General features: G+C 72.4%; 16 protein-coding genes and 1 pseudogene. 5 read left to right on the forward strand and 12 right to left on the reverse strand.

Going from position 1 to position 16,466, the window contains the following annotated elements:
• The first annotated feature begins 8 nt into the window (after positions 1–8).
• Together JWN97_RS09595 and JWN97_RS09600 are read left to right on the forward strand one after the other, a co-directional pair.
• A complete protein-coding gene (locus JWN97_RS09595) occupies positions 9–1,688 on the forward strand; it encodes an ATP-binding cassette domain-containing protein (protein ID WP_297621741.1) in 1,680 nt (559 codons plus the stop codon).
• Positions 1,689–1,729: 41 nt separating this feature from the next.
• Entirely contained in the window at positions 1,730–2,536 is an 807-nt protein-coding gene (locus JWN97_RS09600; RefSeq protein ID WP_297621743.1) for an alpha/beta fold hydrolase, read from the forward strand.
• Between the two features lie 9 nt (positions 2,537–2,545).
• Here JWN97_RS09600 and JWN97_RS09605 read toward each other — a convergent pair whose 3' ends face one another.
• The 3 genes from JWN97_RS09605 to JWN97_RS09615 are packed head-to-tail and all read right to left on the reverse strand — an operon-like array spanning position 2,546 to position 5,396.
• Positions 2,546–3,367 (reverse strand): ABC transporter permease, encoded by an 822-nt coding sequence (locus tag JWN97_RS09605; RefSeq protein ID WP_297621745.1) that lies wholly within the window; start codon positions 3,365–3,367, stop codon positions 2,546–2,548.
• Positions 3,364–4,302: an ABC transporter ATP-binding protein gene (locus JWN97_RS09610; RefSeq protein WP_297621747.1), complete on the reverse strand. Its 939-nt coding sequence runs from the start codon at positions 4,300–4,302 to the stop codon at positions 3,364–3,366. Before JWN97_RS09610 ends, JWN97_RS09605 begins: the two co-directional genes overlap by 4 nt.
• The gene (locus JWN97_RS09615) at positions 4,299–5,396 is read right to left on the reverse strand and encodes a hypothetical protein (protein WP_297621749.1); all 1,098 of its coding nucleotides are present in this window, start codon (positions 5,394–5,396) and stop codon (positions 4,299–4,301) included. Before JWN97_RS09615 ends, JWN97_RS09610 begins: the two co-directional genes overlap by 4 nt.
• Positions 5,397–5,465: 69 nt before the next feature.
• Here JWN97_RS09615 and JWN97_RS09620 point away from each other — a divergent pair, with 69 nt between their 5' ends.
• On the forward strand, positions 5,466–6,038 hold the full coding sequence (locus JWN97_RS09620) for a maleylpyruvate isomerase family mycothiol-dependent enzyme (protein WP_297621751.1): 573 nt from the start codon (positions 5,466–5,468) through the stop codon (positions 6,036–6,038).
• Here the strand turns inward: JWN97_RS09620 and JWN97_RS09625 are convergent.
• The 3 genes and pseudogenes from JWN97_RS09625 to JWN97_RS21210 all read right to left on the reverse strand — a co-directional run.
• Positions 6,026–6,433 carry a DUF6069 family protein gene (locus tag JWN97_RS09625; protein ID WP_297621753.1) on the reverse strand — a complete coding sequence of 136 codons (408 nt, stop codon included), beginning with the start codon at positions 6,431–6,433 and terminating at the stop codon, positions 6,026–6,028. The two genes, JWN97_RS09620 and JWN97_RS09625, sit on opposite strands and share 13 nt — an antisense overlap.
• Positions 6,430–7,257: an RNA polymerase subunit sigma-70 gene (locus JWN97_RS09630; RefSeq protein ID WP_297621755.1), complete on the reverse strand. Its 828-nt coding sequence runs from the start codon at positions 7,255–7,257 to the stop codon at positions 6,430–6,432. The genes JWN97_RS09625 and JWN97_RS09630 overlap by 4 nt, the downstream gene beginning before the upstream one ends.
• 20 nt (positions 7,258–7,277) lie before the next feature.
• A pseudogene (locus JWN97_RS21210) lies at positions 7,278–7,493 on the reverse strand (hypothetical protein); the annotation flags it as partial.
• Positions 7,494–7,517: 24 nt separating this feature from the next.
• Between JWN97_RS21210 and JWN97_RS09635 the strand changes: the two are divergent.
• Positions 7,518–8,237, forward strand: coding sequence for an LLM class flavin-dependent oxidoreductase (locus tag JWN97_RS09635; protein WP_297621757.1), 720 nt, complete (start codon positions 7,518–7,520; stop codon positions 8,235–8,237).
• Positions 8,238–8,250: 13 nt separating this feature from the next.
• Here JWN97_RS09635 and JWN97_RS09640 read toward each other — a convergent pair whose 3' ends face one another.
• The 6 genes from JWN97_RS09640 to JWN97_RS09665 form a co-directional block, all read right to left on the reverse strand.
• The gene (locus tag JWN97_RS09640; protein WP_297621759.1) at positions 8,251–9,576 is read right to left on the reverse strand and encodes a hypothetical protein; all 1,326 of its coding nucleotides are present in this window, start codon (positions 9,574–9,576) and stop codon (positions 8,251–8,253) included.
• Positions 9,577–9,612: 36 nt separating this feature from the next.
• On the reverse strand, positions 9,613–10,788 hold the full coding sequence (locus JWN97_RS09645) for an acyl-CoA dehydrogenase family protein (protein WP_297621761.1): 1,176 nt from the start codon (positions 10,786–10,788) through the stop codon (positions 9,613–9,615).
• Positions 10,788–11,954, reverse strand: a complete 1,167-nt coding sequence (locus JWN97_RS09650; protein ID WP_297621763.1) for an acyl-CoA dehydrogenase family protein — start codon at positions 11,952–11,954, stop codon at positions 10,788–10,790. Before JWN97_RS09650 ends, JWN97_RS09645 begins: the two co-directional genes overlap by 1 nt.
• A 2-nt stretch (positions 11,955–11,956) precedes the next feature.
• A complete protein-coding gene (locus JWN97_RS09655; protein ID WP_297621765.1) occupies positions 11,957–13,108 on the reverse strand; it encodes an acyl-CoA dehydrogenase family protein in 1,152 nt (383 codons plus the stop codon).
• An 85-nt stretch (positions 13,109–13,193) separates the two neighbouring features.
• On the reverse strand, positions 13,194–14,438 hold the full coding sequence (locus JWN97_RS09660; RefSeq protein ID WP_297621767.1) for a trypsin-like peptidase domain-containing protein: 1,245 nt from the start codon (positions 14,436–14,438) through the stop codon (positions 13,194–13,196).
• Positions 14,439–14,573: 135 nt separating this feature from the next.
• On the reverse strand, positions 14,574–15,863 hold the full coding sequence (locus JWN97_RS09665) for a citrate synthase (RefSeq protein ID WP_297621770.1): 1,290 nt from the start codon (positions 15,861–15,863) through the stop codon (positions 14,574–14,576).
• A 290-nt stretch (positions 15,864–16,153) separates the two neighbouring features.
• Here JWN97_RS09665 and rplM point away from each other — a divergent pair.
• Positions 16,154–16,466 (forward strand): 50S ribosomal protein L13 (rplM, locus tag JWN97_RS09670; RefSeq protein ID WP_297621772.1); only part of this gene is annotated, 313 nt, incomplete at its 3' end.

A 16,466-nucleotide genomic window follows, 5' to 3' on the forward strand; every position in this document is an offset into this window, starting at 1 on the left:
GCCGCCTTGTGGGTCACGTGGATGTCGCTGGAGTGCGTTACGAGCTGCCGGACGGGCGAGTGCTGCTCGACGACGTCAGCTTCCGGGTCGGCGACGGCCAGAAGGTCGCCCTCGTCGGCGCCAACGGGGCCGGCAAGACGACCCTGCTGAGGATCGTCACCGGTGACCTCACGCCCCACGCCGGCGTCGTCACCCGCTCCGGTGGGCTGGGCGTGATGCGCCAGTTCGTCGGCCACGGCGGCGGCGACGAGACCGTCCACGACCTGCTGCTCAGTGTCGCGCCACCCGCCGTACGCGCTGCGGCCGAGGCCGTCGACGCCGCCGAGCTCGCCCTCATGGACACCGACGACGAGCGCACCCAGATGGCCTACGCCACCGCGCTGTCCGACTACGCCGACGCCGGTGGCTACGACGTCGAGGTCACGTGGGACGTGTGCACGACCTCGTCGATGGGGCTGCCCTTCGACCGTGCCCGCCACCGGCTGCTCTCGACGCTGTCCGGCGGCGAGCAGAAGCGCCTGGTCCTGGAGTACCTCCTGCGCGGCCCCGACCAGGTCCTGCTGCTCGACGAGCCCGACAACTACCTCGACGTGCCGGGCAAGATCTGGCTCGAGGGGCGGATCCGCGAGTCGGCCAAGACGATCCTGTTCATCAGCCACGACCGCGAGCTGCTCGACAACACCGCGACGCGCATCGTGACCGTCGAGCTCGGCAGCGCGGGCAACCTCGTGTGGACCCACCCCGGGGGCTTCGCGAGCTATCACGGGGCCCGCAGCGACCGCTTCGAGCGCTTCGAGGAGATGCGCCGCCGCTGGGACGAGGAGCACGCCAAGATCAAGGCGCTCGTGCTCCGGCTCAAGATCAAGGCGGAGTACAACGACGGCATGTCCTCGCAGTACAAGGCCGCGCAGACGCGGCTGAAGAAGTTCGAGGACGCCGGACCCCCGATCGAGCAGCCGCGCGAGCAGCAGGTGACGATGCGGCTCAAGGGCGGTCGCACGGGCAAGCGCGCCGTGGTCTGCACCGACCTCGAGCTCACCGGCCTGATGCGGCCCTTCGACCTCGAGGTCTGGTACGGCGAGCGGGTGGCCGTCCTGGGCTCCAACGGGTCGGGCAAGTCGCACTTCCTGCGACTCCTCGCCGCCGGCGGCAGCGACCCCGACATCGAGCACCAGCCCGTGGGCGCGCCCCCCACGCCCGTGCCGCACACCGGCAAGGCCAAGCTCGGCGCGCGCGTGCGACCGGGCTGGTTCGTGCAGACCCACGAGCACCCCGAGCTTCTCGGGCGCACCCTGCTGGAGATCCTCCACCGCGGCGACGCCCACCGCGACGGGATGGGTCGGGAGGCCGCCAGCCGGGTGCTCGACCGCTACGAGCTCGCGCACGCGGGCGAGCAGAAGTTCGAGTCGCTCAGCGGCGGGCAGCAGGCGCGCTTCCAGATCCTCCTGCTCGAGCTCTCCGGCGCCACCCTGCTCCTGCTCGACGAGCCCACGGACAACCTCGACGTGCAGTCCGCCGAGGCCCTGGAGGCCGGGTTGGAGGCCTTCGACGGCACGGTGCTCGCGGTGACGCACGACCGCTGGTTCGCCCGCGGCTTCGACCGCTTCCTGGTCTACGGCGCCGACGGCGAGGTCTACGAGTCCGACGGCCCGGTGTGGGACGAGGGCCGCGTGGTCAGGGCCCGGTAGACCGCGACGGACCGCGGGGCGTTCCGAGGCACACTGGGTGGGTGGTCCCGCGCGTCCTGGCGTCCCTGTCCCCGGCCCGGCGACGTCTCGCTCTCGCCATCGCCGTGCTGCTCGTGATCGCGGTCGCGACCGCGACCGGGGTCGCGCTGCTCCGCCGCGACCCGGCCGTGCGGCCGGTCGCCCAGGATCGGGTCGGACCGGTGCTGCTCGTGCCGGGCTACGGAGGGTCGACGACGTCGCTCGAGGTGCTCGGTGACGTGCTGGAGGCCGAGGGGCGTGACGTCCGGATCGTCGCGGCGAGCGGGTCGGGCACCGGAGACCTGCGGGAGGCGGCGTCACACCTCGCCGAGGTGGTCGACGCGACGCTCGCCGAGACGGGGGCCCCGTCGGTGGACGTCGTGGGCTACTCGGCCGGCGGTGTCGTGCTCCGGCTCTACGTCGCGGACCTCGGCGGAGGATCCACCGTCCGCCGCGCTGTGACGCTGTCCTCCCCCCACCACGGCACCGACCTGGCCGCGCTGGCTCTCGCGCTGGGCACCCGCACGTGCCCGGTGGCGTGCGAGCAGCTGGATCCCGACTCCGACCTGCTGCGACGGCTGAACGCCGGTGACGAGACGCCCGCGGGCCCCGAGTGGGTGGTGCTGTGGACCGAGGACGACGGCACGGTCGTGCCCCCCGAGTCCGGCGACCTCGAGGGTGCACTGGGCTATGCGGTGCAGAGCGTCTGCAGCGGTCTCACCGTCGAGCACCCCGATGTTCCTCGCACGCCGGCCGTCATCGCGATGGTCGAGTCCGCCCTCGGCACCGGGGAGCCGGTCGTGCCGGACGCGTCGGTGTGCACGGGGTGAGCCGCCGACTCAGTCGGTGATGTCCTTGGTCATGAAGTTGGCCCAGGCGGCACCCACGAACACCACGACGTACGCCGCCTGGACGAGGACGCCCTTGACGACGTCCTTCCAGAGGATCGGGTCGCGGAACAGGTCGACGAAGGCCAGCCAGTGCCGCGTGAGGAGGTAGGGCTGCAGCGCCTGGGCCGCGTCCAGCGGGAGCAGGAGCGTGGAGGCGACCAGCACCATCATCGCGCCGAGCGCGGCGCCGAGGGGTGTGCGGGCGGTCGTGGAGAAGAAGAGTGCGACGGCGGCCACCCCGAGCATGCAGAGCATCGCGTAGCCGAAGGCGAGGCCGGTGCGCGCGACCAGCTCGGGCGTCGAGAGGGTGGTGCCCGAGACGCTCGTCGTCGCCCCGGTGACCGTGACGGTGTCGTTGCCGAGCAGGGTCACCCCGACGACGTACGCCGTCACCGCCACGACGAGGACGGTCACCACCACGAACGCCATGACCGAGACCAGCTTGGCGAGCAGCAGGCGCGTGCGCCCGACCGGACGGATCAGCAGGTAGCGCAGGGTGCCCTGCTGGGCCTCGCCGGCGATGGCCTCACCGGCGGTGATCGCGACCGCGATGGGCAAGAAGAGCGGGAGCACCAGGGCGAGGGCCGCGAGCGGGAACAGGGTGCCGTCGGTGAGCACGGCCGACAGGAACGCCGGCCCGGTCCCGGGCCGCGGACCGAGGTCGGTGAGGGCGAGCAGGACGGCCACCAGGGTGGGCATTGCGTCGATGAGGACGATCGTGGCCCACGTGCGGCGGTTCCGCAGCAGCTTGGTCAGCTCGGCCCGGATCACCTTGCCGCCCCGTCCCGGCCGAACCTGTCGGTCCCCGACGTCGTGGCCGCCAGCACCACGTCCTCGAGGCTCCGGTGCTCAGCGGCCAGGTGGGTCACCCGCACACCGTGGGAGACCAGCCGGGCGTTGAGCTGGGCCGGGTCGGTGGCCCGCACGAGCAGCCTTCCGTCACCGTGCTCCTCCACTGTCTCGTCGAGGAGCTCGCGCGCGCGGACCACGTCGGGCGTACGCACCTCGGTGCGACCAGTGGGGCCGCGGAGCGCGGCGAGGTCGTCCTGCAGGACCAGCCGCCCTCCGTCCAGGACCCCCACCCGGGTGCACATCTGCTCGATCTCGCTGAGCAGGTGGCTGGAGAGGAAGACCGTGGTGCCCTCCCGGTTGAGGTCGAGCAGCAGCGTGCGGACCTCGGTGATCCCCTGCGGGTCGAGTCCGTTGGTGGGTTCGTCGAGGACCAGCAGGCGCGGCTGCCGCAGGAGCGCCGCGGCCAGGCCGAGCCGTTGACGCATGCCGAGGGAGTAGGCGCGCACCGCCCGGTCGTCGACCCGGGCCAGGCCCACACGTTCGAGGGCACTCGCGATGCGATGGTCCCGGGACCGGCGTCCGCCGTCGGGTCCGCTGGCGTCGATCAGCGCGAGGTTGGCCCGCCCGGAGAGGTGCGGATACGCGGCCGGGCCCTCCACGAGGGCGCCCACCCGCGGCAGGACGTCCCGTCCGGAGGCCGGCATCGCCGCGCCGAGCACCTCGATGGTCCCGGCGGTGGCCAGGACGAGCCCGAGGAGCATCCGCACGGTGGTGGTCTTGCCGGAGCCGTTGGCGCCGAGGAATCCGTAGACGTCGCCCGCACGGACGTCGAGGTCGACGTCGTCCACGGCCGTCACCCGGCCGAACTGCTTGGTCAACCCCTCGGTCCGGATGACTCCCGAGTCGCCGCTCACCGGGCCTCGTCCAGGAACGCGAACCCGGACAGCACGTCCTGACCGGCGCGCTCGAGGGCGTCCCGGGTGAGGGTGCCGGCGAGCAACCAGCCCCCGTCGCCGTCGGCGCCGGTCAGCAGCACACCGAGCGGCCCCAGGGTGACGAGGGTCCGCAGCCGGTCCTTCTCGACCCCCGGTGTGAGTGCCATCTGCTCACGGAACGCGTCGGCCTCCCGGTCCCGCAGGGGGATGGCGATCACTTGGGCCGTGCCCTCGCCGTAGACGGCAACGGCACCGTCGGACGCGTCGGTCTGCCGCAGCCCGGCGACTGCCTCGGGCGGACGGACAGGTGCGTACTGGTTGGCGGCGTCCGCGATGTCCAGCACGTCGTCGTACCTGACGTCGGCGCTGGGAGGCGCCACGAAGGTGAGGGTGTCGCTCGGCGGCGGCGCGGGGGAGTAGTCGGTGAAGCGAGAGGTGAAGTCGGGCGACGACGAGCCCGTGGCGTAGACCTCGACGAGGAGCGGGACACCCGAGGCGCCGTCCGACCAGAGGTCCACGTGGTCGATGCTGGAGAGCGGGGAGGGCGGTCGGACGCGCAGGCCCGCGGCACTCCTGCCGGCCAGCCGGCGCGCGGGCAGCCGGGTCGTGTCCGTGGCCGACACCCCACGCAGGAGCCGTTCGGCGAGCACCGGCGGCAGCAGGTCGCCGGCGCGGGGCAGGCGGATGTCCGGGTCGTGGCTGACTGTGACCCGGTCGCGCTCGTAGGACCACTCCACCGTGGTGTCGCCGTGATGGACGAGATCGGTCTCGCCCGTGAGGAGGAGTCGGTCGACGCGCCAGTGCTCGGCGTCCTGCCACCACACCCGCAGCCTCGTGTGGTCCCCCAACAGGGTCGCGATCCCGCTGAACTCGTCGGCGTCCGGGAGCTGCAGGGTGCCGTCGAGCTCGACCGCACCCGACCAGGAGCCATCGGTGGCGGTGCGCGCCTGCGCCAGCAGGGTGGCACCACTCGCGTCTGCGCTCCCCGCGGGCAGCCAGCGGACGGCGACAGGGGCGGCGACGAGGAGCACCGCGGCCAGCGCGACGACGCACCAACGTCGGACCGGGGTCATGCTCTGGGAGAGTACGCCCCGGCACGGGCACGGCACCCGAGCGTTCGTCGAGCACCCGCAGGAGGACCCGTGACCGGCACCGGCCCCGACTGGCTGGGCCTGCTGCGCGCCCAGACCGACCGGTTCGCCGACCTCGTCGCCGGCGCCGACCCCGACGCCCGGGTGACCTTCTGCCCGGGATGGTCGCTGCGCGACCTGGTGGTCCACCTCGGCGGCGTGCACCAGTGGGCGGCCCATGCCGTGGTGGCGGGCCGTCCCGACCTCCGGCCCGAGCCGCCGGACGACGAGGGCGCGGGACTGGCCGCCTGGTACCGCGACAGTGCCGCAAGGCTGGTCGACGTGCTCACGACGACACCGGCGCACGCACCGGCCTGGACCCTCGACGTCAGCGATCCCACGGCGGGCTTCTGGCGGCGGCGCCAGGTCCACGAGACCACGCTGCACCTGTGGGACGCGTCGAGCCGTGGGGCCATGCCGTGCGGCTGGTCGCGGCGGACGTCGACGGCGACCTCGTCCTCGGTGAGGGCGAGCCGGTCGTCGTACGCGACAGGGCCGAGGTGCTCCTGCGCCTGCTGTGGCACCGGGTCGACGCCGTCGACGGGATCGGGCCGGGAGCCGCCGCGCTCCTGTCAGCCGCCGTGACCCCGTGAGGCCGCCGGGCGGTTCAGGCTCACCGCCAGGACCGGGATCATCACGGCCGCGGCGACGAGGTGCAGCCCGATGAGGGTGCCGACGGCGGCTGCGCCGGTCCCGTAGAGGACTGGTGGGGCCAGCGACAGTGCGGTGAGGGCCAGCGCCGCCTGCACGAACCGCTCTGCGGGGTGGGCGCTCCACCGCAGGAGCGCGGCCGCAAGGGCGACACCCACGACGGAGAAGAACGCGGTGACCACGGCGATCCCGGACACCGGGATCTGCTCGCCGGGATCGCCCACCTCGAGCTCGACCCCGGCGGCCCGGGCGACCGCGGCTACGAGAGCGGTGACCACGCTGGCCGCCACGGTCGCCAGGAGGCCGGGGACCACGAGCCTGCGGATCATCGGTCCGCCTCCGAGCCGTCGGCCTGCAGCCGCCCCGGCAGGCCGAGCCGCGGGAACTGGTCGGCGTGGAAGGTGGTGATCTCGGTGATCGCCCCACCCGTGACGCGCAGGACGTCGATCGTCAGCGGCAGGTAGGCGCCCTCGCCCTCGCGCCAGAGGTAGAACCCGACGGCCGGCTGCCGATTCGCGGTGGTGGTGACGGCTCGCAGTCCGGTCATGTCGCCGAAGCCGCTGTCGACCCACTCGTCCACGACGGCGGCGCGCCCCAGCTGCAGGCCCGGAGTCGGCGGCATGGAGCACCGTACGTCGTCGCGCAGCATGGCTGCGAGGCCGTCGATGTCCGTGGCCACGCCGAGGTCGACGTAGCGGCGTACGAGCTCGCGGGTGCCGGTGTCGTCGCTGCCGGTCCAGTCCTGACGCTCGGCGGGGAGGTGCTCGCGCATGCCGGCGCGGGCACGTTGCAGCGCGCTGTTGACGGAGTGGACGGAGTCACCGAGCAGGTCGGCGACGTCCTTGGCGGGCCAGCCGAGCACGTCGCGGAGCAGGAGCACGGCCCGCGGGCGTGGCGCGAGGTGCTGGACGGCGACCACGTAGGCCAGCTCGATCGTCTCCTGCGCGACGGCCACGACCTCCGGCTCGTCCGTGTCGTCGGCGCGCAGCGCGTCGAGCAGCCGGTCCGGGTAGGGCTGGAGCCACAGCACCTCGCCGCCGGAGGCGGCCTCCGGGCGTCGCCGGGCGAGGAGGTCCAGGCAGGCGTTGGTGGCGATGCGGTAGAGCCACGCCCGGAACGTGAGCGGCCCTCGAAGGTCTCGCGCCGCCGCCACGCGCGGAGGAAGGTCTCCTGCACGGTGTCCTCGGCGTCCTCGAACGACCCGAGCATCCGGTAGCAGTGCACGTGGAGCTCCCGGCGGTGTCGCTCCGCCAACGCCGTGAACTCCGCCTCGTCCGCCTCACCCAGACTGCTCACGTCCTGCTCCTCCAGCTGCGCCATGGCACCCATCACGTTCATCCCTTTCGTCTCATCGTGTCGTAGGTATGACGGCTGCGCGGCAGAACTCATCACCGCAGCGGCATGATCGACGACATGACCACACGCCGCGGGCTCTTCGTCGCCCCCTTCGACGTCCTGGCCGACCCCCGAGTGGTCGGCGACCTCGCGGCCTCCGCCGAGGCGGCAGGCTGGGACGGCTTCTTCCTGTGGGACCACCTGCAGTACGGCGAGCGCGTGACCGAGATCGCCGACCCGTGGACGTGCTGCGCCGCCGTCGCCATGCGCACCGAGCGCCTGCTCTTCGGGCCGATGGTGACCCCGCTGCCGCGGCGCCGTCCCCAGGTGCTCGCCCGGCAGGCGGCCAGCCTGGCCGTCCTCTCCGGTGGGCGCTTCGTGCTCGGCCTGGGGCTCGGCGACGACTGGGTGGGGGAGTTCGGCGCCTTCGGCGACGAGCCGGACCCGAAGGTCCGCGGCCGGATGCTCGACGAGGGGCTCGACGTGCTGACCGCGCTGCTGGCGGGCGAGGTGGTGGACCACGCGGGAGACCACTACGCCGCCCGCGACGTCCGCTTCCTCCCCGCCCCCGACGTGCCGATCTGGCTGGCGGGGCGGTTGGCAACCGGGCGCCGCTGCGCCGCGCCGCGAGGTACGACGGCTTCTTCGTCATCGGCCTCGACGGGCCCGCCGACCTCGACGCGCTGGGTGGGCAGCTCGCCGAGCACCGGCCCGCCCCGGGCTTCGAGGTGGTGGTCGACCTGCAGCCCGAGCAGGACGTCACCCCGTGGCTCGACCGCGGTGCCTCGTGGGTGCTGACCCGGATCGGCCCCTACGACCTCGACCTCGCCGAGGTCCGACGGGTCATCGACGCCGGGCCGTGACCCGGCTCGCCGTCCGACGCCGATGCCGCGGACGGGTCCCAGCGCCGCAGGGCCCAGCGTGAGCCGAGCCAGGTGACCAGTCCGACCAGCAGTGCCGCGCCACCGCGCCAGGGGAGTGGCCACGGGCCGCGATCGACCTCGGCAGGTCCGACCACCCGAAGATCGCTGACGGTGGCAGAGGCCAGCTGGAAGCGACCGACGCCGTAGCTCAGCTGGTCGGAGATGCGCATGAGGGTCCGGTGCCCGGTCCCGTCGAGCGGGACGCCGGACACCGTCAGGGTGTCCGATCCGCAGCAGGGGGCGTCGGTCGCCGGGTCGAGGAGCACCACGACCTCCTCGGGCCCGCCCCACCCCAGGACGCGTCCCGGACCGGACAGGGGGAGCTGGAGCGGTGCGGGGACGTCGGCGCCACCACCCGTGGCGTCGACGAACGCCAGGCCCGTGGGGGTGCCGGGGGACTCGCCGCCGGCCGGCGCGATGTCGGGCCTCGTGGTCGTGGTGGCGAGCAGCCGTCCGTCGGGGGACCAGGCGGCCGGCCCGGCCAGCACGCCGTCCGCCTCGACGCTCCGCCGGGCCCCGGTGCTCAGGTCGACGACGGAGATGCGGTCCGCGGTGCCGGTCCGCTCGACCGCGAGCTCGGAGCCGTCGGGGGCGAAGGCCGCTGCGACGGCGGTCCGTTCCTCCAGCACCGTCGTGCTGCCGTCGGACAGGTCGAGCAGCCCGACGTCCCCAGTGATCCGCCCACCGGAGTAGGGGCTCGTGGGTGCCGGGGACAGCAGGTGTGCCAGCGTGCGGCCGTCGCTCGACCACGCGACCGGCACGACGCTGCGGCCGGTCGGCAGCGGGTGGCTCGAGGTCGCCCCGGTGACGAGGTCGACGACCACGACGTCGGGCTCGTCGGTGACGTGGTCGCCGACGGCGACCTTCGTGCCGTCGGGGGACAGCAGCATGGGCGCCGGGTCGCCCTGCGTCTCGGTGCCCGCTCGTCCCTCCGCCGCGTCGACGCGCCGGTAGACGTCACCGCCAGCGCCCAGCACCACCGCCTGGGGGAAGTCCATGAACTCCACCCCGAAGCCGTGCTGGTAGAGCGCGACCGCCGCTCCCGGTGGGGAGGAGGAGACGCTGCCGGTCAGGTGGGAGTAGGACGCCAGCTGCTCGGGGAGTGAGGCCGGGCCCGGACCGGCCGGCACCGTGTCGTGGAGACCGGTGAGGAGGACCACGAGGGCAGCCGAGCCGAGGCCGATCGCCACCGGCGGCCCCCCGACCATGCGCATGCGCCGACTCTAGGCCGGGTGGGCCGCCGGCGTCAGTCACACGAAGGCGCTGATCCCGGTCTCGTCGCGCCCGATGAGCAGCTTCTGGATCTGCGACGTGCCCTCGTAGAGGGTCATGACGCGGGCGTCGCGGAGGTACTTCGCGACCGGGAAGTCGTCGACGTAGCCGGCGCCGCCGTGGACCTGGATCGCGTTGTTCGCCGCCCGCACGGCGGCCTCGGAGGCGAAGAGCTTGGCCTTGGACGCGGCGACGCCGTAGGGCTCGCCGCGGTCGATGAGGTCCGCGCAGCGCCAGGCCAGCAGGCGGGCCGCGTCGGCGTCGACCGACATGTCGGCGATCAGGTCCTGCACGAGCTGGAAGGACGCGATGGGCCTGCCGAACTGCCGGCGCTGGGTGGCGTACGCCACCGAGGCCTCCAGGCAGCCCTGCACGATGCCGACGCACCCGGAGGCGACCGCGAGCCGGCCCTTGTCGAGGGTGCCCATCGCGATCTTGAAGCCCTGCCCGACCTCGCCGAGGCGGGCCGAGTCGGGGACGCGTACGTCGTGGAGGAACAGCTCGGCCGTCGCCTGGCCGCGCAGCCCGAGCTTGCCGGTGATCTCGCGGGCCTCGAAGCCGGGGGAGTCGGTCGGGACGAGGAAGGCGGTGATGCCGCGTGGTCCGTCGTCGCTGGTGCGGGCGAAGACCAGGGCCACGTCGGCCCACGTGCCGTTGGTGATGAAGAGCTTCTGGCCGTTGATCACCCAGTCGGGGGCCGCGTGTCCTGAGCCTGTCGAAGGGTCCCGGGTGGCGCGGGAGGTGAGGTTGCCGGCGTCGGACCCGGTGCCGGGCTCGGTGAGCCCGAAGCACCCGAGCCTGGTGGCGGCGGCCAGCTGGGGGAGCCACTCCTGCTTCTGCTCCTCCGTGCCGTGGAAGAGGATCGACTTGCCGACCAGGCCGCTGCTGACGGAGACGATCCCGCGCAGCGCGGAGTCGGCCCGACCGAGCTCCTCCATCGCCAGCGAGTAGGTGACGTAGTCGCCACCGACCCCGCCGTACTCCTCGGGGATGGTGAGGCCGAAGAAGCCCAGCTCGGCCATCCTGGGCACGATCGCCAGGTCGACGGACTCGTCGTGGTCCCACTGCATCCGGTGGGGGACCGCCTCCCGCTCGAGGAAGTCGCGCGCGAGGGCGCGGAAGGCGTGCTGCTCCTCGGTGAGCGAGAGGTCCATCAGCCCAGCGCCTCCACCAGCTCGTGGTCCGTCACCCGCGAGGACAGCCGCGACAGGTGGTGGGAGCCGTTGCCGAGCCACTGGTCGAGCACCTCGAGGTGGGCGGTGCCCACGCCGACGGCGTACTCCGCGGTCATGCCGATGCCGCCGTGGAGCTGGATCGCCTCCTGGCCGATGTGGCGCCCGGCCCGGGCGATCTGCAGGCCCACCCGGTCGGCGGCGTCGGCCACGGCGTCGCGGTCGCCGCCGGCGATGGTCATCGTCGCCCAGTCGACCAGGCTGTGCGCCAGCTCGAGCGAGACGTACATGTCGGCGGCCCGGAAGGTCAGCGCCTGGAAGGTGTTGAGCGTGACGCCGAACTGCTTGCGGCTCTTGAGGTAGTCGGTCGTCGCGCGCACCTGGCTCTGCATCACGCCGAGCGCCTGGTTGGCGCCCATGATCCGGGTCAGGTCGCTGATGGCCGCGATGCTCGGGGAGAGGTCGCGGCCGGGCTCGCCCAGGGGCGTGGCGGCGCTGCCGTCGAAGCGCACCGAGGCGGCGCGGGTGAGGTCGGCGGTGGCGTAGCCGGTGCGCTCGACGTCGTCGGCGGCCACCACGAAGACACCCGTCCCGCCGTCGTCGGGCAGGGCGGCGGTCACGATGAGGACGTCCGCGGACTCGCCGCCGACGACCGGGTCGGCGACGCCGTCGAGCGTCCAGGTCCGTTGTCCTGAGCCCGTCGAAGGGTCGCCCGACACGGATGCGCGTACGCCATCCGCACGGGAGGTCCAGCGCCCGCCGGGGGAGGTGTCGGCCGCGGCCAGCACGAGGTCCCCGGCGCTCAGGCGGCCCAGCAGGTCGGCCTTCTGCTCCGGCGAGCCGACGGCGGCGACCATGCCGCCGGCGTGGACCACGCTCGCGAGGTAGGGCTCCGGCGCGAGCACCCGGCCCAGCTCCTGGCACACGATCCCGATCTCGACCGGGCCGGCGCCGACGCCGCCGTGGTCCTCGCTGAAGGGCAGCCCGAGCACGCCCATCTCGGCCAGGCGGCCCCAGAGCGCGCGGTCGAAGCCCGGCTCCTCGGCCACCGCGCGGCGCCTGCTGTCGTGGTCGGCGTACGTCGTCGCGAGGAGGCCGCGGACGGCCTCGCGCAGTGCCTGCTGCTCGTCGTCGTAGGTGAAGTCCATGTTCAGAGTCCCAGGATCGTGCGGCTGATGATCTGGCGCTGGATCTCGTTGGACCCGCCGTAGATCGACGCCTTGCGGAGGTTGAGGTAGGTCGGGGCGCTGCGGCGGGCCCAGCCGGCCAGCGGCGAGTCGTCGTCGGCGCGTGCCCCGAGCGAGCCGGGGCCGGCGAGGTCGAGCGCGAGCTCGCTGACCGCCTGCTGGAGCTCGGTGCCCTTGAGCTTGAGCACCGACGAGGCCGGGTGCGGCGCTCCGTCGGAGGAGTGCGCCACCACGCGCAGCGCGGTGAGCTCGAGGGCGAGCAGGTCGTTCTCCAGCTCGGCGACCCGGGCCCGGACGAGCGGGTCGTCGAGCAGGTCGCCGGCGTTGGCCTTCAGCGTGGCGAGCGCCCGCTTGGTGGCCCCCACCGGCGCCACGCCCACGCGCTCGTTGCCGAGCAGGAACTTGGCGATCGTCCAGCCCTCGCCCGGCTCGCCGACCAGCAGGTCACCGGGGACGCGGACGTCGGAGAACCAGACCTCGTTGACCTCGTGGCCGCCGTCGATGAGCTCGATCGGGCGGACCTCGACCCCCGGGGTGGTCATGTCGATGAGGAGCATCGAGATGCCGGCCTGCTTCTTCACCTCCGGGTCGGTGCGCACGAGGGTGAAGATCCAGTCGCCGTGCTGCCCGAGCGTGGTCCAGGTCTTCTGGCCGTTGACGATCCAGTCGTCGCCATCGCGCACCGCGGTGGTGCGCAGGCTCGCCAGGTCGGAGCCGGCGTCGGGCTCGGAGAAGCCCTGCGACCACCAGATGTCGAGGTTGGCGGTGTCGGGCAGGAAGCGCTTCTTCTGCTCCTCCGTGCCGAACTGGGCGATCACCGGGCCGATCATCGAGGCGTTGAAGGCGAGCGGGACCGGCACGCCGGCGCGCTGCATCTCCTCGTGCCACAGGTGGCGCTGGAGGTCGGTCCAGTCCTGGCCGCCCCACTCGGCGGGCCAGTGCGGCACCGCCAGTCCCTCGGCGTTGAGGGCGCGCTGGCTCTCGACGATCTGGTCGCGCGTGAGGTGGCGGCCCTCGAGGACGGTGTCCCGGATCTCCTGCGGGACCTTCGTGGTGAAGACCTCCCGCATGCGGTCACGGAACTCCGCGTCGGCGGGCGTGAGCTCGAGCTGCATGTGACTCCTCTGGTCGTGACCGGCCGCGAGACGGCGAGGCCGGCCGCACCATCATGGCGCGACCGGCCTGAGCCTGCAGCAGTGGTCAGCCGTTGGTGGCGTCGCTGTCGAGCACGAACTGGCCGTCCTGCGTCTGGTCGCCGCGCTGCCAGGTGACCGTCACCGAGTCGCCGGGGCGGTAGGACCGGATGGTGGCGACCAGGGAGTCGGCGTCGGAGATCCGGACGTCGTCGATCTTGGTGATCACGTCGCCCGCGGCGAGGCCGCCCTCGTCCGCCGTGGACCCGGAGGTCACCTCACGCACGACGGCACCGGACTCGTCGCCGGCCTGCGGGTCGCCCACCTGGAGACCCAGCCGCGCGTGGGTCGGGGTCTCGCCCGCGGCCATCTGGTCGACGATCGGCATGACCTCGTCGATCGGGATCGCGAAGCCGAGGCCGATCGAGCCGGACTGGCCCGACGTCTGCGAGCTTGCGGTGCGGATCGAGGAGTTGATGCCGACGACGGCTCCGGTCATGTCGACCAGCGGGCCGCCGGAGTTGCCCGGGTTGATCGCCGCGTCGGTCTGGATCGCGGGGTACGTCGTGGAGTTGCCCTGGTCGTCGGAGCCGACGTTGACCGGGCGGTTGAGCGCGCTCACGATGCCGCTGGTGACGGTGGCGTCGAGCCCGAACGGCGAGCCGACGGCGACGACGCCCTCACCGACCCCCAGGTTGGCCGACTTGCCGATCGTGGCGGCCGTGAGGCCGGAGACGTCGGCGGCCTTGATGACCGCGGTGTCGGTGAGCGGGTCGGTGCCGAGGATCTCGGCGTCCGCGCTCGTCCCGTCGTCGAAGGAGACCTGCAGCGTGCCGCCGTTCTCAGCCATCTCGACGACGTGGTTGTTGGTGAGGATCGTGCCGTCGGAGGTGAGGATGATCCCGGAGCCGGACGCCGAGCCCTCCTGACCCGTGACGTCGATCTTCACCACGCTCGGCAGGACCTTCTGGGCCACCGACTCCACCGATCCGTCGGCGGCGGGGGCCTGCGTCTGGCTGGCCACGGTCGAGGTGGACACCTGGTCGGCCGGCGCTGCGCTGGACGGCTCGTCGTGCGTGACGTCCCAGAAGGCAGCGCCGCCCACACCCGCGCCGCCACCCACGAGCAGGGAGGTGGCCACGACCGCCGCCGCCAGGCCCGTACGCCGTCGCCTCGGCTCCCGCTGGGGCTCCGGCTGCGACGTCCCCTGCGGTGCCTGGAAGGACCGCGAGGGCTGGGAGGGCTGGAAGTACGGGGTGGGCTCGGCCGGCTGGTGGAAGGGGCCCTGCGGGGGTGTCTGTCCGTCGCTCATGCTTCGAGCCTGCGTCGGCACCCTGTGGATGCCCTGAGAGTCGGCTGGGAAGTGGGGAAATGCCCCGCAGGGACGTGCGAGAGCCCCCGGCCGCGGCGGTCGGGGGCTCTCGTCGTACGTCGGTGAGGCGGGGCGTCAGGCCCAGCGCTCGGAGGAGGGGGTGAAGGTCAGCTCGCGGTCGCCGGTGTAGATCTGCTTGGGGCGGGCGATCTTCTGGTCCTTGTCCTGCACCAGCTCCGACCACTGCGCCAGCCAGCCCGGCGTACGCCCGATGGCGAAGAGCACCGTGAACATCTCCGGCGGGAACTGGAAGGCCTCGTAGATCAGGCCGGAGTAGAAGTCGACGTTGGGGTAGAGCTTGCGCTTGACGAAGTACTCGTCCTCGAGCGCGATCTTCTCCAGCTCCTTGGCGATCTCGAGGAGCGGGTTGACCCCGGTGACCTCGAAGACGTCATCGCAGGCCTTCTTGATGATCGTGGCGCGCGGGTCGAAGTTCTTGTAGACCCGGTGGCCGAAGCCCATCAGGCGCTCGTTGCCGTTCTTCACGCCCTCGATGAAGGCGGGGATGTTCTCCTTGCTGCCGATGCGCTTGAGCATCCGCAGCACCGCCTCGTTGGCGCCACCGTGCAGCGGGCCGTAGAGGGCGCCGACGCCGGCCGCGACGGCCGAGTAGGGGTCGACCTGCGAGGAGCCGACCGACCGGACCGCGTTGGTCGAGCAGTTCTGCTCGTGGTCGGCGTGGAGGATGAAGAGCACGTCGAGGGCCTTGACCAGGCGCGGGTCGGCCTCGAACTTCTGCTCGCTCATCTTGAAGAGCATCGAGAGGAAGTTGGCGGTGTAGCCGAGGTCGTTGTCGGGGTAGACGAACGGCTTGCCCTGGGCGTGGCGGAACGACCACGCGCCCAGGGTCGGCATCTTCGCGATCATGCGCACGATCTGCATGTGGCGGTTGTCCGCGTCGCTGATGTTGCGGGCGTCGGGGTAGAACGTCGACAGCGCGCCGACCGAGGCCATCAGCATGCCCATCGGGTGGGCGTCGTAGCGGAAGCCGTGCATGAAGCCCTTGACGTTCTCGTGCACGAACGTGTGGTACGTGATCTCGTGCACCCAGGCCTCGTACTCCGCCTTGGTGGGCAGCTCGCCGTGGATCAGGAGGTAGCTGACCTCGAGGAAGTTCGACTTCTCCGCCAGCTGCTCGATGGGGTACCCGCGGTACTCGAGGATGCCCTCGTCGCCATCGATGTAGGTGACGGAGCTGCGGCACGAGGCGGTGTTGGTGAAGCCGGGGTCATAGACGGCCAACGGGGGAGAGCCCTCGCCGTTCCTGATCTTTCCGAGGTCGGCAGCGCGGAAGGTGCCGTCGACGATCGGGACGTCGTACTCCAGTCCGGTGCGGTTGTCACGGACGGTAAGAGATTCTGTCACTCGGCCAACTTAGTATGAGGCGTCAATCCCGTGCGAACCCGGTCCGGCCTCCGGCCCGCTCGAGAGCGGCCCCGAGCCCGTTTTGACCCTGACCGAAGACTGCCCGTAGTCTTGACGGTCGCGACTCCTGCCGCGCTCTGACAACTCTCCCGCGGTCCCGAATCCGGGCCCGCCCGTCGCCAGAGTGCAGTCCCGGACACCAAGCCGGGCCGTGTTCGTCAGAAGCCGCTGCACCACCTCCCGCGGGGCTCAACCCGTCGGGTCCTACGAACGAAGAAGGTAGATCAGCCGTGCGTACGTACAGCCCCAAGCCGGGTGACATCCAGCGTGACTGGCACGTCATCGACGCCACCGACGTGGTCCTGGGCCGTCTGGCCGTCCAGGCCGCCAACCTGCTCCGTGGCAAGCACAAGGCGATCTTCGCCCCCCACGTCGACACCGGTGACTTCGTGATCATCGTCAACGCGGAGAAGGTTGCCCTCTCGGGCACCAAGAAGACCACCAAGATGGCGTACCGCCACTCCGGCTACCCGGGCGGCCTGTCCGCCACGCCGATCGGCGAGCTCCTCGAGAAGGACGCCCGCAAGGCGATCGAGAACGCGG

Origin of the sequence: Nocardioides sp., from assembly GCF_025965415.1 — a bacterium.
In the GTDB taxonomy this organism is placed as follows: Bacteria; Actinomycetota; Actinomycetes; order Propionibacteriales; family Nocardioidaceae; genus Nocardioides.

Bases quoted from the DNA above. Each gene is read 5' to 3' on its own strand.
- JWN97_RS09650 (WP_297621763.1), bottom strand. From the start codon at position 11,954: ATGGACTTCACCTACGACGACGAGCAGCAGGCACTGCGCGAGGCCGTC.
- JWN97_RS09615 (WP_297621749.1), bottom strand. From the start codon at position 5,396: ATGACCCCGGTCCGACGTTGGTGCGTCGTCGCGCTGGCCGCGGTGCTC.
- JWN97_RS09660 (WP_297621767.1), bottom strand. From the start codon at position 14,438: ATGAGCGACGGACAGACACCCCCGCAGGGCCCCTTCCACCAGCCGGCC.
- JWN97_RS09640 (WP_297621759.1), bottom strand. From the start codon at position 9,576: ATGCGCATGGTCGGGGGGCCGCCGGTGGCGATCGGCCTCGGCTCGGCT.
- JWN97_RS09645 (WP_297621761.1), bottom strand. From the start codon at position 10,788: ATGGACCTCTCGCTCACCGAGGAGCAGCACGCCTTCCGCGCCCTCGCG.
- JWN97_RS09655 (WP_297621765.1), bottom strand. From the start codon at position 13,108: ATGCAGCTCGAGCTCACGCCCGCCGACGCGGAGTTCCGTGACCGCATG.
- JWN97_RS09625 (WP_297621753.1), bottom strand. From the start codon at position 6,433: ATGATCCGCAGGCTCGTGGTCCCCGGCCTCCTGGCGACCGTGGCGGCC.
- JWN97_RS09635 (WP_297621757.1), top strand. From the start codon at position 7,518: ATGACCACACGCCGCGGGCTCTTCGTCGCCCCCTTCGACGTCCTGGCC.